Source organism: Leclercia sp. Colony189, assembly GCF_009740165.1.
GTDB lineage: Bacteria > Pseudomonadota > Gammaproteobacteria > Enterobacterales > Enterobacteriaceae > Enterobacter.
On the sequence record NZ_CP046557.1, the window covers coordinates 4789199 to 4814820 of the forward strand.

The 25622-nt window shown below is 54.5% G+C and carries 20 protein-coding genes, 2 tRNA genes and 3 rRNA genes; 9 read left to right on the forward strand and 16 right to left on the reverse strand.

Annotation, left to right across the window (positions count from 1 at the left end; translation table 11 throughout):
- Positions 1-188: 188 nt before the first annotated feature.
- On the forward strand, positions 189-1097 hold the full coding sequence (locus tag GNG29_RS22835; RefSeq protein ID WP_156655415.1) for an acyltransferase: 909 nt from the start codon (positions 189-191) through the stop codon (positions 1095-1097).
- Between the two features lie 15 nt (positions 1098-1112).
- Here the strand turns inward: GNG29_RS22835 and dsbA are convergent, their stop codons facing one another.
- The 3 genes from dsbA to GNG29_RS22850 all read right to left on the reverse strand — a co-directional run bounded on the left by dsbA (position 1113) and on the right by GNG29_RS22850 (position 3095).
- Positions 1113-1736 (reverse strand): thiol:disulfide interchange protein DsbA, encoded by a 624-nt coding sequence (gene dsbA, locus GNG29_RS22840; protein WP_103177586.1) that lies wholly within the window; start codon positions 1734-1736, stop codon positions 1113-1115.
- A 27-nt stretch (positions 1737-1763) separates the two neighbouring features.
- Entirely contained in the window at positions 1764-2750 is a 987-nt protein-coding gene (locus GNG29_RS22845) for a serine/threonine protein kinase (protein ID WP_103177587.1), read from the reverse strand.
- Positions 2751-2825: 75 nt separating this feature from the next.
- Entirely contained in the window at positions 2826-3095 is a 270-nt protein-coding gene (locus tag GNG29_RS22850) for a YihD family protein (RefSeq protein WP_039032193.1), read from the reverse strand.
- Between the two features lie 68 nt (positions 3096-3163).
- Between GNG29_RS22850 and mobA the strand changes: the two genes are divergently transcribed.
- On the forward strand, positions 3164-3748 hold the full coding sequence (gene mobA / locus GNG29_RS22855; protein WP_103177588.1) for a molybdenum cofactor guanylyltransferase MobA: 585 nt from the start codon (positions 3164-3166) through the stop codon (positions 3746-3748).
- On the forward strand, positions 3745-4251 hold the full coding sequence (mobB, locus tag GNG29_RS22860; protein ID WP_103177589.1) for a molybdopterin-guanine dinucleotide biosynthesis protein MobB: 507 nt from the start codon (positions 3745-3747) through the stop codon (positions 4249-4251). The genes mobA and mobB overlap by 4 nt, the downstream gene beginning before the upstream one ends.
- Before the next feature lie 88 nt (positions 4252-4339).
- Here the strand turns inward: mobB and rrf are convergent.
- The 5 genes from rrf to GNG29_RS22885 all read right to left on the reverse strand — a co-directional run bounded on the left by rrf (position 4340) and on the right by GNG29_RS22885 (position 9605).
- Positions 4340-4455: ribosomal RNA gene (gene rrf, locus GNG29_RS22865) — 5S ribosomal RNA — on the reverse strand.
- Between the two features lie 195 nt (positions 4456-4650).
- Positions 4651-7554 (reverse strand): 23S ribosomal RNA (locus tag GNG29_RS22870).
- Positions 7555-7746: 192 nt separating this feature from the next.
- Positions 7747-7822 (reverse strand) — tRNA-Ala (locus GNG29_RS22875).
- 104 nt (positions 7823-7926) lie between these two features.
- A tRNA-Ile gene (locus GNG29_RS22880) sits at positions 7927-8003 on the reverse strand.
- Between the two features lie 70 nt (positions 8004-8073).
- Positions 8074-9605, reverse strand: a 16S ribosomal RNA gene (locus GNG29_RS22885).
- Together the 16S, 23S and 5S rRNA genes with 2 tRNA genes alongside form the textbook arrangement of a ribosomal RNA operon.
- Before the next feature lie 479 nt (positions 9606-10084).
- On the opposite strand from GNG29_RS22885, the gene GNG29_RS22890 reads away from it, so the two are divergent.
- Together GNG29_RS22890 and mdtD are read left to right on the forward strand one after the other, a co-directional pair.
- Positions 10085-10777: a FadR/GntR family transcriptional regulator gene (locus GNG29_RS22890; protein WP_103791332.1), complete on the forward strand. Its 693-nt coding sequence runs from the start codon at positions 10085-10087 to the stop codon at positions 10775-10777.
- Positions 10778-10797: 20 nt separating this feature from the next.
- Complete coding sequence (gene mdtD, locus GNG29_RS22895; protein ID WP_156655416.1) at positions 10798-12225, forward strand: multidrug transporter subunit MdtD; 1428 nt, start codon at positions 10798-10800, stop codon at positions 12223-12225.
- On the opposite strand, the gene rbsR is transcribed toward mdtD, so the two are convergent.
- The 7 genes from rbsR to kup form a co-directional block, all read right to left on the reverse strand.
- Positions 12191-13183: a ribose operon transcriptional repressor RbsR gene (gene rbsR, locus GNG29_RS22900; RefSeq protein ID WP_156655417.1), complete on the reverse strand. Its 993-nt coding sequence runs from the start codon at positions 13181-13183 to the stop codon at positions 12191-12193. The genes mdtD and rbsR overlap by 35 nt on opposite strands.
- Before the next feature lie 3 nt (positions 13184-13186).
- Positions 13187-14116, reverse strand: a complete 930-nt coding sequence (rbsK, locus tag GNG29_RS22905; RefSeq protein ID WP_156655522.1) for a ribokinase — start codon at positions 14114-14116, stop codon at positions 13187-13189.
- Between the two features lie 107 nt (positions 14117-14223).
- Positions 14224-15114 (reverse strand): ribose ABC transporter substrate-binding protein RbsB, encoded by an 891-nt coding sequence (rbsB, locus tag GNG29_RS22910; RefSeq protein ID WP_032615470.1) that lies wholly within the window; start codon positions 15112-15114, stop codon positions 14224-14226.
- Between the two features lie 27 nt (positions 15115-15141).
- Positions 15142-16107 carry a ribose ABC transporter permease gene (gene rbsC / locus GNG29_RS22915; protein WP_103177595.1) on the reverse strand — a complete coding sequence of 322 codons (966 nt, stop codon included), beginning with the start codon at positions 16105-16107 and terminating at the stop codon, positions 15142-15144.
- A 4-nt stretch (positions 16108-16111) separates the two neighbouring features.
- Positions 16112-17617 carry a ribose ABC transporter ATP-binding protein RbsA gene (gene rbsA, locus GNG29_RS22920; RefSeq protein WP_103177596.1) on the reverse strand — a complete coding sequence of 502 codons (1506 nt, stop codon included), beginning with the start codon at positions 17615-17617 and terminating at the stop codon, positions 16112-16114.
- Positions 17618-17624: 7 nt separating this feature from the next.
- Positions 17625-18044 carry a D-ribose pyranase gene (gene rbsD, locus GNG29_RS22925; protein ID WP_103177597.1) on the reverse strand — a complete coding sequence of 140 codons (420 nt, stop codon included), beginning with the start codon at positions 18042-18044 and terminating at the stop codon, positions 17625-17627.
- A 196-nt stretch (positions 18045-18240) separates the two neighbouring features.
- Positions 18241-20109, reverse strand: a complete 1869-nt coding sequence (gene kup / locus GNG29_RS22930; RefSeq protein WP_103177598.1) for a low affinity potassium transporter Kup — start codon at positions 20107-20109, stop codon at positions 18241-18243.
- Between the two features lie 223 nt (positions 20110-20332).
- Between kup and ravA the strand changes: the two genes are divergently transcribed.
- The gene (gene ravA / locus GNG29_RS22935; RefSeq protein WP_103177599.1) at positions 20333-21829 is read left to right on the forward strand and encodes an ATPase RavA; all 1497 of its coding nucleotides are present in this window, start codon (positions 20333-20335) and stop codon (positions 21827-21829) included.
- Positions 21823-23274, forward strand: a complete 1452-nt coding sequence (gene viaA / locus GNG29_RS22940) for an ATPase RavA stimulator ViaA (protein WP_156655418.1) — start codon at positions 21823-21825, stop codon at positions 23272-23274. The genes ravA and viaA overlap by 7 nt, the downstream gene beginning before the upstream one ends.
- Here the strand turns inward: viaA and asnA are convergent, their stop codons facing one another.
- Complete coding sequence (asnA, locus tag GNG29_RS22945) at positions 23275-24267, reverse strand: aspartate--ammonia ligase (RefSeq protein ID WP_103177601.1); 993 nt, start codon at positions 24265-24267, stop codon at positions 23275-23277.
- Between the two features lie 150 nt (positions 24268-24417).
- On the opposite strand from asnA, the gene asnC reads away from it, so the two are divergent.
- Positions 24418-24876 carry a transcriptional regulator AsnC gene (asnC, locus tag GNG29_RS22950; RefSeq protein ID WP_032615488.1) on the forward strand — a complete coding sequence of 153 codons (459 nt, stop codon included), beginning with the start codon at positions 24418-24420 and terminating at the stop codon, positions 24874-24876.
- 90 nt (positions 24877-24966) lie between these two features.
- Entirely contained in the window at positions 24967-25416 is a 450-nt protein-coding gene (mioC, locus tag GNG29_RS22955; RefSeq protein ID WP_103177602.1) for an FMN-binding protein MioC, read from the forward strand.
- The last annotated feature ends 206 nt before the right edge of the window (positions 25417-25622 follow it).

Here is a 25622-nt window from a genome sequence, read left to right on the forward strand (position 1 = left end):
ATGACAATTTACTCCATGTGGATATAAGCCACGCAGGATCGGCATAACAGGATTTTTCTCCACAGCGCATACAAATCAGCTTGCCCGCCAAGTTAAAGCGCCATCCTTTAACCGTTTTCTGGTAAAATCAGCGCCCGGTGCCTGTTTATCAGGCGCCATCCATAGCTAACTACCTGAAAACATTCATCATGTCTAGACTCCTGGCTGCGATCACCCTCTTCTTAAGTATCGCATTAACTATTCTGGTCACCATCGCCTGTTCTGTGCCGATCATCATCGCCGGAATAATTAAACTGCTATTACCGATCCCCGTTGTCTGGCGTGCCGTATCTGCATTCTGTAACGTTATGATGTACTGCTGGTGTGAAGGCCTGGCGGTGCTTCTGCGTCTTAATCCACATCTGAAATGGGATGTTCAGGGTCTGGAAGGACTTAACAAGAAAAACTGGTATTTGCTTATCTGCAACCACCATAGCTGGGCCGATATCGTGGTGTTATGCGTACTGTTCCGCAAACACATTCCCATGAATAAGTACTTCCTTAAACAGCAGCTCGCCTGGGTACCCTTTATTGGGCTGGCCTGTTGGGCGCTGGATATGCCGTTTATGAAGCGCTATTCCCGTAGCTATCTGATCCGCCATCCTGAACGCCGCGGCAAAGATGTTGAAACGACACGCCGCTCCTGCGAGAAGTTTCGCGCGCACCCCACCACCATCGTCAATTTTGTGGAAGGCTCTCGCTTTACCGAAGAGAAAAAGCAGCAAACCCGCTCACCGTACAGCAACCTGCTGCCGCCAAAAGCGGCGGGGATCGCCATGGCGCTTAACGTACTGGGCCAACAGTTCGACAAATTACTGGACGTGACGCTCTGTTATCCGGAGAACGACAGGACGCCGTTTTACGATATGCTCAGCGGCAAGTTAACCCGGATTGTGGTGCGTATTGATCTGGTGCCTGTGGCAGAAGAGCTACATGGGGACTATGTTAACGATAAGAACTTTAAGCGACGTTTCCAACTCTGGCTGAATACGTTGTGGACGGAAAAAGACGCGCTAATCGACAGGATTAAAGCCCAATACAACAACGCCGGTCATTGACCGGCGTTTTCTTTATTACTTCTTCTCAACCAGATACTTCACGGTGTCGGCATACTGCTGCACGAAGATGTCCATGCTGCTGGTATCCATCCCCTGCATATTCAGCTGGTACTTACCGTTAACATACATGGCTGGAACACCACGCAGTTGCAGATCGGCGGCCGCTTTTTCCTGCTGTGCCACGAGAGATTTCACGACAAAGCTGTTCCAGGCTGCATCGTATTCTTCACCCTTAACGCCTGCATCAACGAATACCTTACGGATATCAGCAGTGGTCTGTACAGACTGGGTTTTCTGCACGGCTTCAAACATCGGTGCAGTGATTTTGTCTTCCACGCCCAGGGCCATAGCGACTGCCCACGCCTGCGTTAAGTCTTTGCCCAGCGGGCCAAGGAACTCAACGTGATACTTGGTCATTTTGGTGCCTTCAGGCAGCTTCTTCTTCACGTTCTCGGAAACATGCAGAACCTGCTCGAACTCATAGCAGTGCGGGCAATAGAATGAGAAGAACTCCAGTACCTGAGGTTCTCCAGCTACAGGTTTGTCGAGGGTAATATACTGTTTACCATCGGTGAACTGTGCAGCCGAAGCGCTAAATGCCAGAATCATACCTGCCAGCGCCAGCCATATTTTTTTCATGATCAACTCTCTCCTGGATGTGTTCGATTAATACATTGGCGTTAATTGCAAAGGGGGTTCCTGCAGAACCTTTACCTGTTCAATAAATGTGGATATCTGGTTACGCCAGTAATCTTCTCCGGTAAGCCACGGGAAGTTTCTGGGAAACGCGGGGTCGTCCCAACGCCTGATTAACCATGCAAGATAATAAACAAAACGCATGGCGCGTAAAGGTTCGATTAATGCAATTTCGTCTGAATTAAAAGGGGTGAACTCCTCATAGGCTTCGATAATCGTCTCAAGCTGCATCCGCTGCTCAGCCTTATCGCCATTCAGCAGCATCCAGAGATCCTGAATCGCCGGTCCCATTCTCGCATCATCGAGGTCGACAAATAATGGTCCGTCACGCCAGAGGATATTTCCGGCATGGCAATCACCGTGCAGGCGCAGCGTTTTGACGTTGTTATCCCAGCGCGCTGTGACGGCGTTAATTAAATTATCCGTTGCGGCCAGAAATTCAGCTTTCAGCCCTGAGGGGATGAGCGTGGAGGTTTCAAATACCTGACGCGGTTCGAGCAGATATTCCGCAATGCCGATTGTGGGACGCGAAGTAAAGGCGCTTTTCTTACCCGTCTGATGTATGCGCCCTAAATAACGGGCAACCCATTCCATCTGATCGATATTATCGGCTTCAAATTGCCGGCCACCGAGGCTTGGGAAAACGGCAAAATAAAAACCCTGGTGCGACAGTAGCGTCTGACCATTGAACTGAAGAGGTGCGGCAACGGGAACGTCATCGGCTACCAGGTCTAGGGCGAACTGATGCTCTTCCTGGATCTGATCGACTGACCAGCGCTGCGGGCGATAAAATTTCACGACGAAGCGCTGACGATCCTCATCCTGAAACTGGTAGACGCGGTTTTCATAGCTGTTTAATGGGGTCAGACCTGAGTCCACCCGGATGCCCTGCTCAAACAGAGCATCCATAATGGTATCCGGGTGTAAGGTCTGGAAAGTAAAGGCCTGGTCGTTCATCCGATTATCCGGAAATTATACGAATGATTGAGGATATCATTTAACGGCGATTACGGTGGCGCCTCTTACAAGCTTTTACTCTTTAATTACGCCACGTGCGCGCAGCAGGGCTGTTTTGAAATCCTCTTCGTAATCTTTCTGAATACCGGGAATGACAGCATCTTTACCAGAATCGCGCATTTTCAGGTGATAGATCAGGATGTCATCGGAAAGGTCGGCCAGTTCGCCTTCATAACCTGACTCCTGCGCCAGTTTCTGTAAGAATTGCACGAGGTTAAGCTCTGGCTCTTTTTGCCAGGCTGGCTGGAGAAGTTCAATAACTTCATTCAGACGTTTACATTTCATGGTAATACTCCTTTCATTGAGAGTGACACGTTAGCAGGGTCAATCCCACAATAAAAGAGGCGATATTGTTGAGCCAGATAAGCACGATCACGGGTGTGGTGTTAGCCGGCGGCAAGGCATCCCGCATGGGGGGAGTCGATAAGGGCCTGCAGACGTTGAACGGCACACCGTTATGGCAGCACGTGGCACACACGCTGAGTAAACAAGTGAGTACGCTAGCCATCAGTGCTAACAAAAACCTCGCCGTTTATCGGGAAAGTGGACACCCCGTCTATCCCGACTCGCTGGCTGATTACCCGGGGCCGCTGGCGGGGATGCTTTCTGTTATGCAGCAGTGCGATGCCGAGTGGTTTCTGTTTTGCCCCTGCGATACACCGTTTATCCCCTATTGTCTGGCTGAGCGCTTTGTTAAACACAGGGAAACGTCAGCGGTTGTCTGGGCGCATGACGGCGAACGCGATCATCCAACCATTGCGCTAATGCACCGTCAGCTGATGCCGGAATTAAAGAACTACCTGGCGGCGGGAGAGCGTCGGGTGATGGTCTTTATGCGACAAGCTGGCGGACATTCTGTCGATTTTAGCGATATGAAACAGGCGTTTATTAACATCAATACTCTCGAACAGATAGACACTATGCAGAGGCACAAATGATACCTGTTTTAGCGATCGCCGCCTGGAGCGGTACGGGGAAAACCACCCTGTTAAAAGCCATTATCCCGGCGCTCTGCGCCAGAGGTGTACGCCCCGGGCTTATCAAACACACTCATCACAATATGGATGTCGATATTCCTGGTAAGGACAGCTATGAACTGCGCAGAGCTGGCGCGGCACAAACCATTGTTGCCAGCAGTAAACGTTGGGCCTTAATGACCGAGACACCGGACGCAAACGACCTTGATCTGCCTTACCTTATCAGCCGGATGGATCATTCGACGCTGGATCTGGTCCTGGTAGAGGGTTTTAAGCATGAACCGGTGGCAAAGATCCTGCTGTTTCGCAGCGATACCGGACATGAGGTTAATGAGTTAACGCTTGATGAGCATGTTATCGCGGTGGCTAGTGATATTTCACTGTCGCTTCAGGTACCGGTCCTGGATATCAATAATGCGGAGGAGATCGTCGGGTTCATTCAACAATGGATGAGGTCAAAGTAGGCCGGGTAAGGCGAAGCCGCCACCCGGCTTTTTTAACGCCCAACGCAAAAAGCCCATCCGTGAGGATGGGCTTTCGGCTTTAATTGATGCCTGGCAGTTCCCTACTCTCGCATGGGGAGACCCCACACTACCATCGGCGCTACGGCGTTTCACTTCTGAGTTCGGCATGGGGTCAGGTGGGACCACCGCGCTACAGCCGCCAGGCAAATTCTTGGTGCTCTGTACGCAATACTTTATCGCATCAGCCGCGTTGGCCGCGCTCGTAAAGTCAGTCACATACTTCAGTATGCTCCTTCCTTTCCTTCGCTTGCCGCCTTGCTGCTGCGCAAACTATTGTGTACTTAACTCTGAATCAATGCTGAAAATCTCTCAAACCCACCGAAACAGCTTCGGCGTTGTAAGGTTAAGCCTCACGGTTCATTAGTACCGGTTAGCTCAACGCATCGCTGCGCTTACACACCCGGCCTATCAACGTCGTCGTCTTCAACGTTCCTTCAGGACCCTCAAAGGGTCAGGGAGAACTCATCTTGGGGCAAGTTTCGTGCTTAGATGCTTTCAGCACTTATCTCTTCCGCATTTAGCTACCGGGCAGTGCCATTGGCATGACAACCCGAACACCAGTGATGCGTCCACTCCGGTCCTCTCGTACTAGGAGCAGCCCCCCTCAATTCTCCAGCGCCCACGGCAGATAGGGACCGAACTGTCTCACGACGTTCTAAACCCAGCTCGCGTACCACTTTAAATGGCGAACAGCCATACCCTTGGGACCTACTTCAGCCCCAGGATGTGATGAGCCGACATCGAGGTGCCAAACACCGCCGTCGATATGAACTCTTGGGCGGTATCAGCCTGTTATCCCCGGAGTACCTTTTATCCGTTGAGCGATGGCCCTTCCATACAGAACCACCGGATCACTATGACCTGCTTTCGCACCTGCTCGAGCCGTCACTCTCGCAGTCAAGCCAGCTTATGCCATTGCACTAACCTCCTGATGTCCGACCAGGATTAGCTGACCTTCGTGCTCCTCCGTTACTCTTTAGGAGGAGACCGCCCCAGTCAAACTACCCACCAGACACTGTCCGCAACCCGGATTACGGGTCTACGTTAGAACACCAGCCATTAAAGGGTGGTATTTCAAGGACGGCTCCACGCAGACTGGCGTCCACGCTTCAAAGCCTCCCACCTATCCTACACATCAAGGACCAGTGTTCAGTGTCAAGCTATAGTAAAGGTTCACGGGGTCTTTCCGTCTTGCCGCGGGTACACTGCATCTTCACAGCGATTTCAATTTCACTGAGTCTCGGGTGGAGACAGCCTGGCCATCATTACGCCATTCGTGCAGGTCGGAACTTACCCGACAAGGAATTTCGCTACCTTAGGACCGTTATAGTTACGGCCGCCGTTTACCGGGGCTTCGATCAAGAGCTTCGCGTTGCCGCTAACCCCATCAATTAACCTTCCGGCACCGGGCAGGCGTCACACCGTATACGTCCACTTTCGTGTTTGCACAGTGCTGTGTTTTTAATAAACAGTTGCAGCCAGCTGGTATCTTCGACTGATTTCAGCTCCACCCGCAGGGGCTTCACCTACATATCAGCGTGCCTTCTCCCGAAGTTACGGCACCATTTTGCCTAGTTCCTTCACCCGAGTTCTCTCAAGCGCCTTGGTATTCTCTACCTGACCACCTGTGTCGGTTTGGGGTACGATTTGATGTTACCTGATGCTTAGAGGCTTTTCCTGGAAGCAGGGCATTTGTTGCTTCAGCACCGTAGTGCCTCGTCATCACACCTCAGCGTTAACAAGGTACCGGATTTACCTGGAACCTCCGCCTACATGCTTAAACCGGGACAACCGTCGCCCGGCCAACATAGCCTTCTCCGTCCCCCCTTCGCAGTAACACCAAGTACAGGAATATTAACCTGTTTCCCATCGACTACGCCTTTCGGCCTCGCCTTAGGGGTCGACTCACCCTGCCCCGATTAACGTTGGACAGGAACCCTTGGTCTTCCGGCGAGCGGGCTTTTCACCCGCTTTATCGTTACTTATGTCAGCATTCGCACTTCTGATACCTCCAGCATGCCTCACAGCACACCTTCGCAGGCTTACAGAACGCTCCCCTACCCAACAACACATAGTGTCGCTGCCGCAGCTTCGGTGCATGGTTTAGCCCCGTTACATCTTCCGCGCAGGCCGACTCGACCAGTGAGCTATTACGCTTTCTTTAAATGATGGCTGCTTCTAAGCCAACATCCTGGCTGTCTGTGCCTTCCCACATCGTTTCCCACTTAACCATGACTTTGGGACCTTAGCTGGCGGTCTGGGTTGTTTCCCTCTTCACGACGGACGTTAGCACCCGCCGTGTGTCTCCCGTGATAACATTCCCCGGTATTCGCAGTTTGCATCGGGTTGGTAAGCCGGGATGGCCCCCTAGCCGAAACAGTGCTCTACCCCCGAGGATGAGTTCACGAGGCGCTACCTAAATAGCTTTCGGGGAGAACCAGCTATCTCCCGGTTTGATTGGCCTTTCACCCCCAGCCACAGGTCATCCGCTAATTTTTCAACATTAGTCGGTTCGGTCCTCCAGTTAGTGTTACCCAACCTTCAACCTGCCCATGGCTAGATCACCGGGTTTCGGGTCTATACCCTGCAACTTAACGCCCAGTTAAGACTCGGTTTCCCTTCGGCTCCCCTATACGGTTAACCTTGCTACAGAATATAAGTCGCTGACCCATTATACAAAAGGTACGCAGTCACACCCGAAGGTGCTCCCACTGCTTGTACGTACACGGTTTCAGGTTCTTTTTCACTCCCCTCGCCGGGGTTCTTTTCGCCTTTCCCTCACGGTACTGGTTCACTATCGGTCAGTCAGGAGTATTTAGCCTTGGAGGATGGTCCCCCCATATTCAGACAGGATACCACGTGTCCCGCCCTACTCTTCGAGTTCACAGCATGTGTGCTTTCGTGTACGGGAGTATCACCCTGTACCCTGCGACTTTCCAGACGCTTCCACTAACACACAAGCTGATTCAGACTCCGGGCTGCTCCCCGTTCGCTCGCCGCTACTGGGGGAATCTCGGTTGATTTCTTTTCCTCGGGGTACTTAGATGTTTCAGTTCCCCCGGTTCGCCTCGTTAACCTATGTATTCAGCTAACGATAGTGTGACGAATCACACTGGGTTTCCCCATTCGGACATCGCCGGGTCAAGGGTTCATATCACCTCGCCGGCGCTTTTCGCAGATTAGCACGTCCTTCATCGCCTCTGACTGCCAGGGCATCCACCGTGTACGCTTAGTCGCTTAACCTCACAACCCGAAGCTGTTTCACTTCGTGTTGTGAAAATTTGAGAGACTCGAACACACCTTCATCTGTTATTACGGAGAACAGACACAGTGTGTCGTTTCAATTTTCAGCTTGATCCAGATTTTTAAAGAGCAAAACTTCGCAGCGCACCTTCGCAGGTACACTCTGAAGTTTTCAGGTTTTCGCAGTAAAGATGGTGGAGCTATGCGGGATCGAACCGCAGACCTCCTGCGTGCAAGGCAGGCGCTCTCCCAGCTGAGCTATAGCCCCATCGTGGTATCTCTGTACCGCCAATTTTTTCTGAGGCAAGGCGTGGTGACACGAAGCATACTGAAGTATGTGAGTGTCGCCGCAACGCAGCATCAGTAAAAATTTGGTAGGCCTGAGTGGACTTGAACCACCGACCTCACCCTTATCAGGGGTGCGCTCTAACCACCTGAGCTACAAGCCTGCAGAGATTTTTTACTGCTAATTTTCATCAGACAATCTGTGTGAGCACTGCAAAGGCAGGTTCTTTAAGGTAAGGAGGTGATCCAACCGCAGGTTCCCCTACGGTTACCTTGTTACGACTTCACCCCAGTCATGAATCACAAAGTGGTAAGCGCCCTCCCGAAGGTTAAGCTACCTACTTCTTTTGCAACCCACTCCCATGGTGTGACGGGCGGTGTGTACAAGGCCCGGGAACGTATTCACCGTAGCATTCTGATCTACGATTACTAGCGATTCCGACTTCATGGAGTCGAGTTGCAGACTCCAATCCGGACTACGACGCACTTTATGAGGTCCGCTTGCTCTCGCGAGGTCGCTTCTCTTTGTATGCGCCATTGTAGCACGTGTGTAGCCCTACTCGTAAGGGCCATGATGATTGACGTCATCCCCACCTTCCTCCAGTTTATCACTGGCAGTCTCCTTTGAGTTCCCGGCCTAACCGCTGGCAACAAAGGATAAGGGTTGCGCTCGTTGCGGGACTTAACCCAACATTTCACAACACGAGCTGACGACAGCCATGCAGCACCTGTCTCAGAGTTCCCGAAGGCACTAAGCCATCTCTGGCAAGTTCTCTGGATGTCAAGAGTAGGTAAGGTTCTTCGCGTTGCATCGAATTAAACCACATGCTCCACCGCTTGTGCGGGCCCCCGTCAATTCATTTGAGTTTTAACCTTGCGGCCGTACTCCCAGGCGGTCGACTTAACGCGTTAGCTCCGGAAGCCACGCCTCAAGGGCACAACCTCCAAGTCGACATCGTTTACGGCGTGGACTACCAGGGTATCTAATCCTGTTTGCTCCCACGCTTTCGCACCTGAGCGTCAGTCTTTGTCCAGGGGGCCGCCTTCGCCACGTATTCCTCCAGATCTCTACGCATTTCACCGCTACACCTGGAATTCACCCCCTCTACAAGACTCAAGCCTGCCAGTTTCAAATGCAGTTCCCAGGTTGAGCCGGGGATTTCACATCTGACTTAACAGACCGCCTGCGTGCGCTTTACGCCCAGTAATTCCGATTAACGCTTGCACCCTCCGTATTACCGCGGCTGCTGGCACGGAGTTAGCCGGTGCTTCTTCTGCGAGTAACGTCAATCACTGCGGTTATTAACCACAATGCCTTCCTCCTCGCTGAAAGTACTTTACAACCCGAAGGCCTTCTTCATACACGCGGCATGGCTGCATCAGGCTTGCGCCCATTGTGCAATATTCCCCACTGCTGCCTCCCGTAGGAGTCTGGACCGTGTCTCAGTTCCAGTGTGGCTGGTCATCCTCTCAGACCAGCTAGGGATCGTCGCCTAGGTGAGCCATTACCCCACCTACTAGCTAATCCCATCTGGGCACATCCGATGGCAAGAGGCCCGAAGGTCCCCCTCTTTGGTCTTGCGACATTATGCGGTATTAGCTACCGTTTCCAGTAGTTATCCCCCTCCATCAGGCAGTTTCCCAGACATTACTCACCCGTCCGCCACTCGTCACCCGAGAGCAAGCTCTCTGTGCTACCGTTCGACTTGCATGTGTTAGGCCTGCCGCCAGCGTTCAATCTGAGCCATGATCAAACTCTTCAATTTAAGTTTGATGCTCGTGAATTAAACTTCGTAATGAATTACGTGTTCACTCAGAGACTTGGTATTCATTTATTGTCCGAAGACATTAAGAATCCATGTCACTTTGAGTGCCCACACAGATTGTCTGATAAATTGTTAAAGAGCAGTGCAACGCGGCTTTCGCTCACCGTTGCGAGGTCCCGTATATTACGTTTTCCTCATTCAGAGTCAAGCGATTATTTCGCGTTTTTCTCTGCCGGGCATTCATCGCTGAACCCCGCTGACCCGGCGGCTTGCGTGCCGTTGTTCCGTGTCAGTGGAGGCGCATTATAGGGAGTTCTCCGGCGCTGACAAGCGTAAAATTAAAAAAAACTACCAACCGTGTTTTTTTTCGCCAAAAGCCTCATCTTTTAGCCAGAAACGGTGCTAATTGCTGTTTTCGTCACCACAACCCGCCTGCAGGTGGCATACTTACTGGCATCAAGATTTAAGGAATATGCTTTATGCCTTTAAGCGCGCAACAGCTGGCGGCACAAAAAAACCTTTCCTATGTGCTGGCAGAAAAACTGGCACAGCGGATCCTGGCAGGTGTTTACATGCCTGGCAGCATCCTGCCGGGCGAACTGGAACTGGGGGAACAGTTTGGCGTGAGCCGAACGGCCGTTCGTGAAGCTGTGAAAACGTTAACCGCGAAAGGGATGGTGCTGCCCCGTCCGCGCATCGGTACGCGCGTGATGCCTCAGGGCAACTGGAACTTCCTCGATCAGGAGCTGCTCTCCTGGTGGATGACGGAAGATAACTTCCAGCAGGTTATTGATCACTTCCTTGTTATGCGCAGTAGCCTGGAGCCGCAGGCCTGCCTGCTGGCCGCAACGATCGGAACGGCAGAGCAAAAGGCCCGGCTAAACACCCTGATGGATGAGATGGTTCATCTGAAGAAAAACTTTAACCGGGAACGCTGGATAGATGTGGATATGGCCTGGCACGAGCATATCTATGAGATGAGCGGTAATCCGTTCCTGACCTCTTTTGCCTCGCTCTTTCACTCTGTCTATCACACCTACTTTACCTCTATTACCCAGGATGAAGTGGTTAAGCTGGATTTACATCAGGCCATTGTCGATGCCATTCAGGACAGTGACGGGCCACGCGCCATGGCAGCCAGCCAGGCGCTGCTTGCCCCACCAGCACGGTAGCCATAACAACAGGAACTCGAATGACAGTAAAAAAAGCACGCAGTATGGCGGGCCTGCCGTGGATAGCGGCAATGGCCTTCTTTATGCAGGCCCTGGATGCGACCATCCTTAATACTGCCCTTCCCGCAATAGCCCAAAGCCTGAACCGTTCTCCGCTGGCCATGCAGTCGGCCATCATCAGTTATACCCTGACCGTTGCGATGCTGATCCCGGTGAGCGGCTGGCTGGCCGATCGCTTCGGCACCCGCCGTGTCTTTATGCTGGCGGTAACGTTGTTTACGCTGGGCTCGCTGGCTTGCGCACTCTCCAGTTCTCTGGGAGAGCTGGTTGTCTTCCGGGTAATCCAGGGGATAGGCGGCGCGATGATGATGCCGGTTGCGCGCCTGGCCCTGTTACGGGCCTACCCGCGCAGCGAGCTGTTGCCGGTGCTTAACTTTGTCACCATGCCGGGCCTGGTCGGGCCGATCCTCGGACCGGTACTGGGTGGCGTGCTGGTCACCTGGGCCAGCTGGCACTGGATATTCCTCATTAATATTCCGATTGGGATCGCCGGGCTTTTCTATGCCCGCAAATTTATGCCGAACTTCACCACCCCACGGCGTAAATTTGATATGGGCGGGTTTTTCCTGTTTGGCCTGAGCCTGGTGCTGTTTTCAAGCGGTATGGAGCTGTTCGGTGAGAAAGTGGTGGCGACCTGGCTGGCTATCTCCATCATTTTCAGCGGCATCGTTCTCTTCCTTCTTTATATCCGTCACGCGCGCCGTCATCCGACGCCGCTTATTTCGCTGTCGCTGTTTAATACTCGAACTTTCTCGGTGGGTATTGCCGGCAACATTGCCTTACGGTTGGGTACCGGTTGTGTTCCTTTCCTTATGCCGCTGATGCTACAGGTCGGGTTTGGTTACCCGGCACTGATTGCGGGCTGCATGATGGCGCCTACGGCGGTGGGCTCGATCCTCGCCAAATCCGGCGTGACGCAATTGCTGCGCCGGCTGGGCTACCGCAGGACGCTGGTTGGCGTGACGATATTTATCGGTGTGATGATTGCACAGTTCTCACTGCAGTCGGCGGCGTTGCCGGTATGGCTGCTGATCCTGCCGCTGTTTGTGCTGGGGATGGCGATGTCCATCCAGTTCACGTCGATGAACACCATTACCCTTGCCGATCTCAACGACGAGAATGCCAGCGGCGGTAACAGCGTGCTGGCGGTGACGCAACAGCTGTCGATCAGTCTGGGGGTGGCGGTAAGTGCGGCAGTACTGCGTTTTTATGAAGGATTCGACAGCACAAATACTGTCGAACAGTTTCACTTCACCTTTATCACCATGGGCGTGCTGACGGTGATCTCGGCGCTGGTCTTTATGCTGCTAAAACCGAAGGATGGTCGTAATCTTATTAAAGATCGGCACAAACCTAAACAGACCCCCGTTCCATCAGAACAGGAGTAAGCTGCAGCCGCTGTTGTTGCAGAGCGGGCTGGGCGATACGGTGGATCAGGACATCAACCGCCAGCTCGCCCAGTTCATCTTTTGGCTGATGAATGGTGGTGAGCGGCGGCGTCATATACTGCGCCAGTTCGATATCGTCATACCCCACCACGGCGATATCGTCCGGGATACGCAGTCCCGCCTGATAAAGCGCCTTGTAAGCCCCTACCGCCATCGCATCATTACCAATAAAGACCGCCTGCGGGCGCTCCTTCTGGGCCAGTAGAGCCTGCATCGCCTCAAACCCGCCGCTAAATTCAAAGTCACCGGTGATTTGATAGCTCTCAGGCACCGGCAAACCGGCACGCGCCATCGCCACCAGGAACCCTTCCAGCCGCAGGCGGGCAGGGGTTTTATCCAGCGGACCGGTAATACAGGCGATGCGGGTGTGGCCTTTATCAATCAGATGCTGTGTCGCCATGTCCCCGCCCAGCAACGAGTTATCCTGGATGAGATCGCTGGTACCGTCGAACGGCGCCCAGTCCATCATCACCGTGGGAACGGAGGGGTAGCGCTGCATAATCTCGGGGGAGGGTTGGTGCGTTTCGGTGCACAGCAATAGCAATCCGTCGACGCGCTTTTGCATCAGCGTCTCCAGATTGCGGTTCATCCGCTGTTCGTCGCCTTCGGTATTGCATAACACCAGGCTGTAGCCACGCTCAAAACAGCTGCGCTCAACGCCGCGCACCAGTTCAGAATAAAAGGGGTTGGTACTGGCCGTAATGAGCATGCCAATGGTACGCGTCTGGTTGAGTTTCAGACTGCGCGCCAGGGCGGAAGGCGCATAATTGAGGGATTTAACGGCAGCCTCGACCTTCTCCCGAATCGCGTCGCTGACGAAGCGATCGTTATTGATGACGTGGGAGACCGTCGAAGTAGAGACGCCCGCCATGCGGGCGACATCTTTCATTGTGGCCAAGCGTTACCTCTGCTGACTTAAAAATTCATCGATCTCATTACGCCATGGTACAGAAGGCTGTGCACCTGGACGGGTCACCGCAATGGCCGCCGCCGCATGGGCAAAGCGGATTGCGTCATCCAGGTGTTCGCCTTCCAGCAGCGCCGTCACCAGCGCACCATTAAAGGTGTCGCCCGCAGCGATGGTATCGACAGCTTTCACCTTAAAGCCAGGAATGCGACGCCCTTCTCCCTCAACGCTGGCCCATACGCCGCGGCTGCCAAGAGTAATGATGACCGTGTGGATGCCTTTGTCGTGCAGGGCTTTCGCCGCGCGCGCCGCATCCTCATCGTTTTCAACGCGAATGCCCGTCAGCTTTTCGGCCTCGGTTTCATTCGGGGTAATAATGTCCACCAGCGCCAGAAGCTCGTCTGATAATACACGGGCTGGCGCGGGATTTAGTACGACAGTGGTATGATTTTCATGAGCAATTTTCGCTGCCGCCAGCACGCTTTCTACCGGGGATTCCAGCTGCATCAGCAGGGCGTCGGCACAGGCGATAAGCGCATGTTGCGCCGCCACTCGCTCAGGTATCAGCGCCGCGTTTGCCCCCGCATGAATACCGATGACATTCTCACCTTCTCCGTTGACAAAAATCAGCGCCACGCCGGTTGATTCACCGTCCACCACGCTCACTGGCGCAATATCGATGTTGTCGCTTTCCAGCTGCTGGCGAACGCGATCCCCGGTATCGTCATCGCCGGTACAGGCGATAAAGGCGATGTTCGCCCCGCTACGTCCGGCAGCGACCGCCTGGTTCGCGCCCTTGCCGCCAAAGGCGACCTGGTAGCGATGACCCGTTACGGTTTCGCCCGGTGTCGGGAAAGCGTCAAGGTTAAGAATGTGATCGGCATTAATACTGCCAAGGACGACGAGCTTACCTGCGGTTTTCATAGTTGAAGTGTCCATCAGAGAGTGCCACCGGGATGCCCCGGTGGCGTATGCCACTCTTTTCTTTATATGTTGTCCCTCAGGCAGCCTGCGACTGCCTGAATCGCATATTACTGCTTGATGACCAGTTTCAGGTCAACAGGGTATTTGGCCTGAACTTTCTCGCCCTTCAGCACTTTGTCAGCAGTCTGCACGCCAGTGGCGCCGATCTGCTCTGGCAGCTGAGCGATGGTCGCAGCCAGTTTGCCATCGTTTACCGCTTTTTCACCATCAGGCGTGCCGTCAAATCCAACCACCATCACATCAGATTTACCCGCAGTCTGCAGCGCACGCAGCGCGCCCAGCGCCATTTCATCGTTCTGTGCGAATACCGCTTTAACGTCCGGGTGCGCGGTCAGCAGGTTCTGCATGACGTTCAGGCCCTTAGTACGGTCGAAGTCTGCCGGCTGGCTGGCCAGTACGTTGAATTTGTGGGCAGCAACCGCCTGCTGGAAGCCTTCGCCACGCTCACGCGCTGCGGAAGTCCCGGCGATACCCTGCAGTTCGATAACCTTGGCGCCCTCGCCTGCTTTTTTGGCGATGTAGTCACCGGCGATTTTGCCGCCCAGCACGTTATCAGAGGCAATGTGGCTGACCACTTCGCCTTTAGATGCCTGACGGTCCAGGGTGATCACCGGGATGTTAGCCTGGTTTGCCATCTTCACGGCGTTACCTACCGCATCGGAATCGGTCGGGTTGATCAGCAGAATTTTGGTGCCGCGAACGGTTAAGTCCTGCACGTTAGCCAGCTCTTTTGCCGGGTTGTTCTGGGAGTCGAGGATCACCAGGTTGTAGCCCAGTTTGTCGGCCTCTTTCTGCGCGCCATCCTTCAGGGAGACGAAGAACGGGTTGTTCAGGGTAGAAACCACCAGCGCGATGGTATCTTTCGCCATGGCGTTTGCACTCACGGTTGCGCTCAGCGCGACAGCAGAAACCAGGGTAGCCAGTTTTTTCATGTTCATATCAAAGATGTCCTGTAGTGTCGTCAGTTACTGTTTTTTGTTGTCTACCAGTACCGCCAGCAAAATCACTACCGCTTTGACGATCATCTGGTAATAGGAAGAAACACCTAACAAATTCAATCCATTATTCAGGAAGCCGAGGATCAGCGCACCGATCAGCGTACCGACGATGCGGCCTTTCCCCCCGGCCAGGCTGGTGCCGCCCAGCACGACCGCGGCGATGGCATCCAGCTCATAGCCCGTACCGGCGGTCGGTTGCGCAGACGAGAGACGCGCCACTTCGATAATCCCCGCCAGCGAAGCCAGCAGGCCGCTCAGGGAGTAGACGATAACTTTGACTTTATTGACGCTGATACCGGACAGACGCGTCGCCGCTTCGTTCCCCCCCAGGGCATAGATATAGCGGCCCAGGCGGGTGTGATGCAACATGTACCACGCCGCGAGGAAGACTAACCCCATGATCCAGACCGGCGTCGGGATACCCAGCGGGCGGCCAATACCGAACCAGCCAAACAGATCGGCGTTGTCGGTAAAGCCGGTGTTAACCGGGCTGCCGTTGGTGTAAACCATGGTCACACCGCGCAGCAACAGCATCATCACCAGGGTAGCAATAAACGCCTGAACACGACCTTTCGCCACAATAACACCGGTAACAGCCCCAATAGCCGCACCCAGCGCCAGCGCCGCTGCAACGGCCACCAGCGCGTTGACTTCAATCCCTACAATTGAAGCAGCAACCGCGCCGGTGAGCGCCAGTAGGGAACCGACGGACAGATCGATACCCGAGGTCAGAATCACCAGCGTCATGCCCACCGCCATAATGGCGTTCACGGACGTCTGCTGGAGAATGTTGAACAGGTTATTAACGGTAAAAAAGTTCGGGCTCATGGTAGAGACAATCGCGATCAGCACCAGCAGGGCAATCAGCGATTTTTGTTCCATCAACCATGCCTTCGTGAAATAACGGCGTCCAGAAACAGCCTGGGTAGTCATCTTCTTACTCCTGATCCACGCGATTAAGCTTGCCCACAGCGGCAGCCATCAGAATTTCCTGGGTGGCCTGCTCGCGACTGAATTCACCGCCGAGATGCCCTTCATGCATGACGATAATGCGATCGCTCATGCCTAATACCTCTGGCATCTCGGAAGAGACCAGAATGATGCTTAGCCCGTCAGCCTTAAACTGGTTAATGAGCTGGTAAATCTCTTTTTTGGCGCCAACGTCCACGCCGCGCGTCGGTTCATCAAGAATCAGCACCTTCGGACGGGTCATCAGACCGCGGGCAATCGCCACTTTCTGCTGATTCCCGCCGGAGAGCAGCCCGATAGCCTGTTCCATCGACGGGGTTTTAACATTAAAGAGGCGGATAAAATCGCTGACTGCCTGCTGCTCGTCTTTATGCTTCAGACCACCGCCGCTGCGGCTGAAGTAGCGTAGCGCGGTTAAGGACATGTTCTCTTTCACCGACATGCCCAGTACCAGGCCATCGCGCTTACGGTCTTCGGAGATATAGACGATACCGTTCGCCAGGCCATCCTGCGGAGAACGGGTGACAACTTCATGACCATCAAGGGTGACATAGCCGCTGGTGCGCGGGTTGGCGCCATACAGCACCTTCATCAGCTCGGTACGCCCGGCGCCCATCAGCCCGGCCACGCCGAGGATCTCCCCCTGACGCAGGGTAAAGCTGACATCATGCACCCCAGGGCCAGACAAATTGTCGACCTTCAGGCGGATCTCGCCCGGCGCTTTATCGATACGTGGATACTGGTCTTCCAGCTTACGTCCCACCATCATCTCAATCAGCGTATCTTCGGTGAGGGTCACCACTTCACGCTCGGCAATAAACTGCCCGTCGCGGAAGACGGTGACGTCATCGCAAATCTCGAAGATCTCTTTCATACGGTGGGAGATATAGACAATGCCGCGCCCCTGCGCTTTCAGCTCGCGGATCACGCGGAACAGGGAGTCGGTTTCGGTATCGGTGAGGGCGTCGGTCGGTTCATCCATCACGATAACCCGGGATTCGAAACTCAGGACCTTGGCGATTTCGACCATCTGCTGATCGCCGATAGAGAGTTCGCCCACCAGACGATCGCTCTTAAAGCGCAGATTCAGCTTCGCCAGCAGTTTGTCGGCTTCGGCATACATCTGTTTCCAGTCGATTTTGCCAAAGCGGTTAACAAACTCACGCCCCAGGAAGATGTTCTCCGCGATGGAGAGCTGCGGGATGAGGTTCAGCTCCTGGTGGATGATGCCTATCCCGGCTTCCTGGGAGGATTTCGGGCCGTTGAAGGTGGTCTCTTTTCCCAGCCACAGCAGCGAACCGGCATCGCGTTGATAGATCCCGGTCAGCACTTTCATCATGGTGGATTTGCCAGCGCCGTTTTCGCCCACCAGCGCCATCACGCGCCCGGCGTAAACATTCAGCGCGGCCCCGGAGAGGGCTTTGACGCCCGGGAACGATTTATCGATCCCTTTCAGTTGCAGTAGTGCGTCCATGATGGCCTCAGAAGGTGACGCCAGCACAGAGAATGATATTCGCATACGGGGAACACTCCCCGCTGCGAATCACCGCCTGGCTGTCAGCGGTATTTTTCTTGAACTGCTCGTGCGTTATGTAACTTATTTTTATGGTGTTTCCCTGGTGTTGTTGCAGTTGCTTGATATGGCCAAGCAACGTTTCGTGGAGCTGCGGATTATGTTGTTTGATTTCCGTTGCGAGAATGGCTTCCTCAACCTGCATCTCGGTTGTCACCACATCCAGCACCTGCATAAACGTGGGCACGCCCTGCGTTAATGCCAGATCAATACGCGTTGTGCTGTGGGGAATGGGTAAACCCGCATCACAAACTACCAGCGTATCGGTATGCCCGAGACGGGAGATGACCGATGAGACTTCAGAGTTGAGTACCGTGCCTTTCTTCATTTTCTTGCTCCACTAGCGAAACGTTTCGCTGACATCAGTTTTATCTTACCGATGCGCAGAAAACCACCATGACGTAACAGATTTGTGATCGTTGTCGAAACGTTTCGCTAAGTGAAATGGGGAGATAAATATGGCGGTCAGGCAGGGGTTTTGTAGGCCGGGTAAGCGAAGCGCCACCCGGCATTTTCAGGAGGGATTAAATCTCGACTTGCGTCCCCAGCTCAATCACGCGGTTAGGCGGGATCTCGAACTGGTCAGGCGCGCGCAGGGCGTTACGCTGGAGAATAAGATAGAGCTTCCCACGCAGGCGCAGATACCACGGGCGTTTGCCGATGATCAGCGACTCGTGGGACATAAAGAACGAGGTCTCCATCATCCGGCAGCTTAAACCCTCCAGACCGCAGCGGTGGAACACCTCTTCCACGTTCGGGGTTTCACGCCAGCCGTAGCTGGCCACCACCCGCCAGAAGGTGGGCGACAGCTGCTCTATCTGCACCCGGCGGACGTTATGCACATAGGGCGCATCCTCGGTACGCAGGGTCAACAGGATCACCCGCTCGTGCAGCACTTTGTTGTGCTTGAGGTTGTGCATCAGGGCAAACGGGATCACGTTCAGCGCGCGCGACATATAGACCGCAGTGCCGGGTACGCGCACCGGCGGAGATTTCTCCAGCGAGGCAATCATCGCCTCCAGAGAATTACCGTGTTCATGCATCCGGCGCAGCAGGCGGAAACGCTCGCTCTTCCAGGTGGTCATCACAATGAACATCACCAGACCCAGCGTCAGCGGCAGCCAGCCGCCGGAGACAATCTTGTCGAGGTTCGCGGAGAACAGCGGCACGTCAATACAGAGGAAGCCGACCAGAATCATCCCCACAAGGAATTTATTCCAGTGCCAGTTCCGGTACGCCACCGTGGTAGAGAGGATCGAGGTCAGCACCATCGTACCGGTAACGGCAATACCGTAGGCCGCCGCCAGGTTACTGGAGTGCTCGAAGCTGACGATAACAATTACCACCGCGACATAAAGCAGCCAGTTAACGAAAGGAATGTAGATCTGGCCCGACTCCATCTCGGAGGTATGGATGATACGCATTGGCGAAAGATAGCCCAGACGTACCGCCTGGCGGGTCAGGGAGAAGACGCCGGAAATCACCGCCTGAGAAGCAATCACCGTCGCCAGCGTCGCCAGGATCAGCATCGGCACCAGCGCCCAGTCAGGTGCCAGCAGGAAGAACGGGTTTTTAATCGCTTCCGGATGTTTGAGCAGCAGCGCCCCCTGGCCGAAGTAGTTCAGCACCAGCGACGGCAGCACCACTAAAAACCAGGCCACGCGAATAGGCAGCTTACCGAAGTGGCCCATATCGGCATAGAGCGCTTCAACACCGGTAATAGAGAGCACCACCGCGCCCAGCGCGATAAACGACACGGTTTTGTATTCGAGGAAGAAATGCACTGCCCACATCGGATTCAGGGCATGCAGCACTTCCGGGTTAGCAATGATGCTGCGTAACCCCAGCGCCGCCAGGATCAGGAACCAGGAGAGCATAATCGGCGCGAAGAGTTTGCCCACCAGCCCGGTACCGTGTTTCTGAATAACAAACAGCAGGGTCAAAACAAGTATGGCCAGCGGGACAACCCACTCATCAAGATGCGGCGCGATAATCTCAAGCCCCTCTATCGCCGACAGCACCGAGATAGCAGGGGTGATCACCACTTCACCATAGAAGAAGCTGCCACCCACCAGGCCAATGATGACCAGGAACGAGGTCATTCTGGCGGACGTATTGCGTCCGGCAAGCGACATCAGGGTCAGGATCCCACCTTCACCGGCGTTATCTGCACGCATCACGAAGGAGAGATATTTAACAGAAACCACCAGGATCAGCAGCCAGAAGATCAGGGACAGAAAACCAAACACAGCGTCGCGTTCAACGCCAAATCCAAACTGACCGGACAAACATTCGCGCAGCGTATAAAGCGGGCTGGTGCCGATATCACCGTAGACAACGCCGATCGCCGCGAGCGTAATTGCGGGTAATGATTGCTTATTATCAGTGCTCATAGACTAGTCTTTTCGTTTAAATAACAAATGTGTGCTTAGTCCCTTGGCCCACAAAAAGCGCACAGTATGCACGATTAATCTTAGAATCGTACCCCTAAATGCCACCTCATTAACGTAGCGCAAAGAAAATAGCACCGTGGTTCAGTCTATTACCAGCCCGGAACGAAACGTCTATACTCGCTTCAATTAGCCGGGGGTACGGCGAAAGGATGCAAAAACAATTATGGCTCACACTCATTTATTAGCAGAAAGAATTTCCCGTCTCAGCGGTGCACTGGAGAAAGGGCTCTATGAACGTAGCCACGCCATTCGCCTCTGTTTACTGGCGGCGTTGAGCGGCGAAAGCGTATTTCTGCTGGGGCCGCCCGGCATCGCAAAAAGCCTGATTGCCCGCAGGCTGAAGTTCGCTTTTCAGCACGCCAGGGCGTTTGAATACCTGATGACCCGCTTTTCCACGCCGGAAGAGGTCTTTGGTCCGCTCTCCATTCAGGCGTTAAAAGATGAAGGGCGGTACGAACGGTTAACCACCGGCTATCTGCCGGAAGCGGAAATTGTCTTTCTCGATGAGATCTGGAAAGCCGGCCCGGCGATCCTGAATACCCTGCTTACCGCCATTAACGAACGCCGGTTTCGCAACGGCGCGCATGAGGAGAAAATTCCGATGCGCCTGCTGGTGGCAGCATCCAACGAACTGCCCGAAGCCGACAGCAGCCTCGAAGCCCTGTATGACCGTATGCTGATCCGCCTGTGGCTCGATAAGGTGCAGGACAAAGCGAACTTCCGCTCGCTGCTGACCAGCCAGCAGGATGAAAACGATAACCCGGTGCCTGCCGCATTGCAGGTGACGGACGAGGAGTATCAGCAGTGGCAGCAGGACATTGGCAAAATCACCCTGCCTGATGCGGTGTTCGACTTGGTCTTTATGCTGCGCCAGCAGCTTGATGCCCTGCCGGGGGCGCCTTACGTCTCCGATCGCCGCTGGAAGAAAGCCATCCGCCTGCTGCAGGCCAGCGCGCTGTTCAGCGGTCGCGATGCGGTGGCGCCAATCGATCTGATCCTGCTGAAGGATTGCCTCTGGCACGACGCCAGCGGCATGAATCTGATGCAGCAGCAGCTGGAAATATTGATGACCGGACACGCGTGGGGACAGCAGGAGATGTTGAACCAGCTCGGGGCCATTACCCAGCGCCGCCTTCAGCTTCAGCAGCAGCAGAGCGACAAAACCGCCCTGCGCGTTATCCGTCAGAGCGGCATGTTCGCCCGTCGCCCACACTATGAATTACCGGCAGAACTGAGTGATACCACCCTGACGCTGCTCCTCCAGCAGCCGCTCAAGCTCCACGATATGCAGGTAATTCACATCACCCTCGAGCGGGAAACGCTGGCGCAGTGGCTGACCAAAGGCGGCGAGATCCGCGGCAAACTCAACGGCATTGGTTTCGCCCAGCCGCTCAACATGGAAGTGGACGGCAGCCTGCATCTGGTGATCCGCGACGTCAGTTTGCAGGGATCGCGTCTTGCGCTGCCCGGAACCGCGTCGGAAAGCGTGCCGGAAGAGATCAAACAGCAGCTGGAAGCGCTGGATAATCAGTGGCACCTCCAGCACACGCGCTTCAGCGAGCAGCAAAAATGTCTGTTCATCCACAGCGACTGGCTGGGGCGGATTGAAGCCAGCCTGCAGGATGTGAGCGCGCAGATCAAACAGGCGCGTCAATGCTGACGCTGGATACCCTCAACGTCATGCTTGCCGTCGGCGAGGAGGGCATGATCGAAGAGATCATCCTCACTCTGCTGGCCTCGCCGCAGCTGGCGATCTTTTTCGAAAAATTCCCGCGCCTTAAAACCGCCATTACCGACGATCTTCCTCGTTGGCGGGAAAATCTCCGTAAAAGGCTGAAAGATACCCGCGTCCCGCCGGAACTCACCGAAGAGGTGATGTGTTATCAGCAGAGCCAGTTACTCTCTCCCCCCCAGCTTATCGTCCAGCTGCCGCAGATTTTAACCCTGCTGGACAAGGTTCACTCCCCCTTTGCCGGCCAGGCGCGGCAGCTGGTGGTGGATAACGCCACCTTTACCCCCGCCCTGCATACCCTCTTTTTACAGCGCTGGCGGCTGAGCCTGGTGGTGCAGGCCACCTCCCTGAATCAGCAGTTACTGGAAGAGGAGCGCGAACAGCTGCTCAGCGAAGTACAGGAGCGGATGACCCTGGCCGGGGCGCTGGAGCCGGTACTGGTGGAGAATGAAAATTCCGCCGGTCGCCTCTGGGATATGAGCGCCGGTCAGCTCAAGCGGGGGGATCATCAGCTTATCGTTCGCTACGGCGATTTTCTGGCACAGCAGCCGGAGCTGATGCAACTGGCGGAACAGCTGGGCCGTTCGCGGGAGGCGAAGTCGGTGCCAAAAAAGGATGCCCCGCTGGAAACCTTCCGCACCCTGGTGCGCGAACCGGCGACGGTGCCGGAGCAGGTGGACGGACTGCAGCAGAGCGATGACATTCTGCGCCTGCTGCCGCCAGAGCTGGCGACCCTCGGCATCACAGAACTTGAGTACGAATTTTACCGTCGGCTGGTGGAGAAGCAGCTCCTCACTTACCGTCTGCAAGGCGATGCCTGGCGGGAGAAGGTGAGCCAGCGCCCGGCAGTGCATCAGGATTTCGACGAACAACCCCGCGGGCCGTTTATCGTCTGCGTGGATACGTCCGGTTCGATGGGAGGATTCAACGAGCAGTGCGCCAAAGCCTTCTGTCTGGCTCTGATGCGCGTGGCGCTCGCCGACAGACGACGTTGCTTTATCATGCTGTTTTCCAGCGAGGTGGTGGGCTACGAACTCTCGGGCCAGCACGGTCTGGAGCAGGCGATCCGTTTCTTAAGCCAGCGCTTTCGCGGCGGTACCGATCTCGCCAGCTGTTTTCGCGCCATTATTGAGCGGATGCAGGGCGGCGAGTGGTATGACGCCGACGCGGTGGTGATTTCAGACTTTATTGCCCAGCGGCTGCCGGAAGAGGTGGTGAGTAAGGTGAAGGTACTGCAGCAGGTCCACCAGCATCGTTTTCATGCCGTGGCGATGTCCACACATGGAAAACCCGGCATCATGCGCATCTTCGATCATATCTGGCGCTTTGATACCGGGTTGCGTAGCCGCCTGCTGCGGCGCTGGAAACGCTAATTACAGCAGGGCGTCGACGCTGTCACGAACCTGCTGCGGCCATACGCCACACTGAACCTGGCCGATATGGGAGAGTTGCAGCAGTAACATGGTCAGACGAGACTGGCCGATACCGCCGCCGATGGTCTGCGGCATCTCGCCACGCAGCAGCGCCTGGTGCCACTCCAGCTTAAGGCGATCTTCATCACCGGTAATAGCCAGCTGGCGCTTCAGCGCCTCGGCATCCACGCGGATCCCCATGGAAGAGAGTTCAAACGCATCTTCCAGCACCGGGTTCCAGACCAGAATATCGCCGTTCAGGCCCGCCAGGCCGCTCTCGCCTTCGCTGCTCCAGTCATCATAATCCGGCGCACGTACATCGTGACGCTGACCATGAGACAGCTTGCCGCCGATCCCGATCAGGAATACGGCCCCTAACTCTTTGGCGATCGCACGCTCACGCCCTTTGGCATCCAGATCCGGGAAGCGGCTCAGCAGCTCCTGGCTGTGGACAAAGTGGATCGTCTCCGGCAGGAAGGGGGTCAGGCCAAACTCTTTGCTGACCGCCGCCTCGGTGGCTTTGATCCCGGCATAAATGGCTTCTACCGTCGCTTTCAGCGTACCGGTATGACGTTCGCCATCACCCATAACGCGTTCCCAGTCCCACTGGTCAACGTAAACAGAGTGAATCGCGGTAAGACGGTCTTCATCGGGGCGAAGGGCTTTCATGTGCGTGTAAAGCCCTTCGCCCGCGCTGAAGTCGTGTTGTCCCAGGGTTTGACGCTTCCACTTCGCAAGGGAATGGACCACCTCGAACTGGGCGTCTGGCAGTGTTTTCACTTTCACCTGAACCGCTTTTTCGCAACCAGACAGGTTGTCCTGCGTCCCGTCGCCCACGCGGCTTAAGATAGGTGCCTGGACTTCAACCAGGCCCAGCTTCTCTTCCAGCTGGCGGGAAAAGTGGGATTTAACGAAACTGATCTGGCGTTGTTGTGCGATGTAAGCGGTTTTCATTATTTATACTCCTGCGTCCTGTTGGCATTGATTAAGCAACAAAAAAGAGCCTCTTTCAATAATCCAACAATAAAACTCCCGACTCACTTTTAAATCGCTAAAATTACCCGCTAAAATAGAGTGATTCATTAATCTTCATAAGAAAAAGCTATGGAAAATTATCAGATCGACAATCTGGACCGCGGCATTCTCGAGGCGCTGATGGCTAACGCACGTACCGCCTACGCAGAACTGGCAAAACAGTTTGGCGTCAGCCCGGGGACCATTCACGTGCGCGTAGAGAAGATGAAACAGGCGGGGATCATTACCGGCGCCCATATTGACGTCAGTCCGAAACAGCTGGGGTATGACGTCTGCTGTTTTATCGGCATCATCCTTAAGAGCGCTAAAGACTACCCTTCAGCGCTGGCAAAACTGAATGCGCTGGATGAAGTGACCGAGGCCTACTACACCACCGGCCACTACAGCATCTTTATTAAGGTGATGTGCCGATCGATCGACGCTTTGCAACAGGTACTTATCAACAAGATCCAAACAATCGATGAAATTCAGTCCACCGAGACGTTGATCTCCCTGCAGAACCCGATCATGCGTACCATCCGCCCGTAGCCGGGCAAAATAATTACCACATTTTCCACAGGTAGATCCCAGCTCGTTCACAGCGTACAATGTCCTCCTGTTTATCTGAGCGAGCGATCAATGGCGGACATTACTCTTATTAGCGGCAGCACCCTTGGCGGCGCTGAATATGTCGCGGAACACCTGGCCGAAAAGCTGGAAGACGCGGGCTTTTCTACTGAAACGCTGCATGGACCGTTATTAGAGGATCTCCAGCTCGACGGGATCTGGCTGTTGATCACCTCCACCCACGGTGCGGGGGATCTTCCGGATAACCTTCTTCCTTTATATGAAGAGTTAAAAGAGCAGCAGCCCGACCTGACGAACGTCCGGTTTGGTGCCATTGGTATTGGCAGCCGGGAGTACGACACCTTCTGCGGCGCCGTTGAGAAGGTCGAGACCGAACTGAAGTCCTGCGGGGCACAACAGATCGGTGAAACGCTGAAGATCAACATCCTCGATCATGATATTCCGGAAGATCCAGCTGAACTTTGGCTGGCGGAATGGAAAAATTTACTCAAAACAGATTAAAGATCGTGCGATCAGATGTGGATAACTCTGGTTAAAAGCTTGGATCAACCGGTAGTTATCCCAAGAACAACCCGTGATGACTTTTTGTGCTGTGTATAACATCACGATCTGATCCCAGCTTATACGTCGCAGGATCACCGATCATTCACAGCAAACGATCCTCTCTAAGCACATGATCTTCTTTGGGAGATCCGGCTTATCCACAG

What these genes read in the sequence shown, in the direction of transcription:
- GNG29_RS22835 (WP_156655415.1), top strand. Translation starts at nt 189, where the DNA reads ATGTCTAGACTCCTGGCTGCGATCACCCTCTTCTTAAGTATCGCATTA.
- dsbA (WP_103177586.1), bottom strand. Translation starts at nt 1,736, where the DNA reads ATGAAAAAAATATGGCTGGCGCTGGCAGGTATGATTCTGGCATTTAGC.
- GNG29_RS22845 (WP_103177587.1), bottom strand. Translation starts at nt 2,750, where the DNA reads ATGAACGACCAGGCCTTTACTTTCCAGACCTTACACCCGGATACCATT.
- GNG29_RS22850 (WP_039032193.1), bottom strand. Translation starts at nt 3,095, where the DNA reads ATGAAATGTAAACGTCTGAATGAAGTTATTGAACTTCTCCAGCCAGCC.
- mobB (WP_103177589.1), top strand. Translation starts at nt 3,745, where the DNA reads ATGATACCTGTTTTAGCGATCGCCGCCTGGAGCGGTACGGGGAAAACC.
- GNG29_RS22890 (WP_103791332.1), top strand. Translation starts at nt 10,085, where the DNA reads ATGCCTTTAAGCGCGCAACAGCTGGCGGCACAAAAAAACCTTTCCTAT.
- mdtD (WP_156655416.1), top strand. Translation starts at nt 10,798, where the DNA reads ATGACAGTAAAAAAAGCACGCAGTATGGCGGGCCTGCCGTGGATAGCG.
- rbsK (WP_156655522.1), bottom strand. Translation starts at nt 14,116, where the DNA reads ATGAAAACCGCAGGTAAGCTCGTCGTCCTTGGCAGTATTAATGCCGAT.
- rbsB (WP_032615470.1), bottom strand. Translation starts at nt 15,114, where the DNA reads ATGAACATGAAAAAACTGGCTACCCTGGTTTCTGCTGTCGCGCTGAGC.
- rbsC (WP_103177595.1), bottom strand. Translation starts at nt 16,107, where the DNA reads ATGACTACCCAGGCTGTTTCTGGACGCCGTTATTTCACGAAGGCATGG.
- rbsA (WP_103177596.1), bottom strand. Translation starts at nt 17,617, where the DNA reads ATGGACGCACTACTGCAACTGAAAGGGATCGATAAATCGTTCCCGGGC.
- rbsD (WP_103177597.1), bottom strand. Translation starts at nt 18,044, where the DNA reads ATGAAGAAAGGCACGGTACTCAACTCTGAAGTCTCATCGGTCATCTCC.
- kup (WP_103177598.1), bottom strand. Translation starts at nt 20,109, where the DNA reads ATGAGCACTGATAATAAGCAATCATTACCCGCAATTACGCTCGCGGCG.
- ravA (WP_103177599.1), top strand. Translation starts at nt 20,333, where the DNA reads ATGGCTCACACTCATTTATTAGCAGAAAGAATTTCCCGTCTCAGCGGT.
- viaA (WP_156655418.1), top strand. Translation starts at nt 21,823, where the DNA reads ATGCTGACGCTGGATACCCTCAACGTCATGCTTGCCGTCGGCGAGGAG.
- asnA (WP_103177601.1), bottom strand. Translation starts at nt 24,267, where the DNA reads ATGAAAACCGCTTACATCGCACAACAACGCCAGATCAGTTTCGTTAAA.
- asnC (WP_032615488.1), top strand. Translation starts at nt 24,418, where the DNA reads ATGGAAAATTATCAGATCGACAATCTGGACCGCGGCATTCTCGAGGCG.
- mioC (WP_103177602.1), top strand. Translation starts at nt 24,967, where the DNA reads ATGGCGGACATTACTCTTATTAGCGGCAGCACCCTTGGCGGCGCTGAA.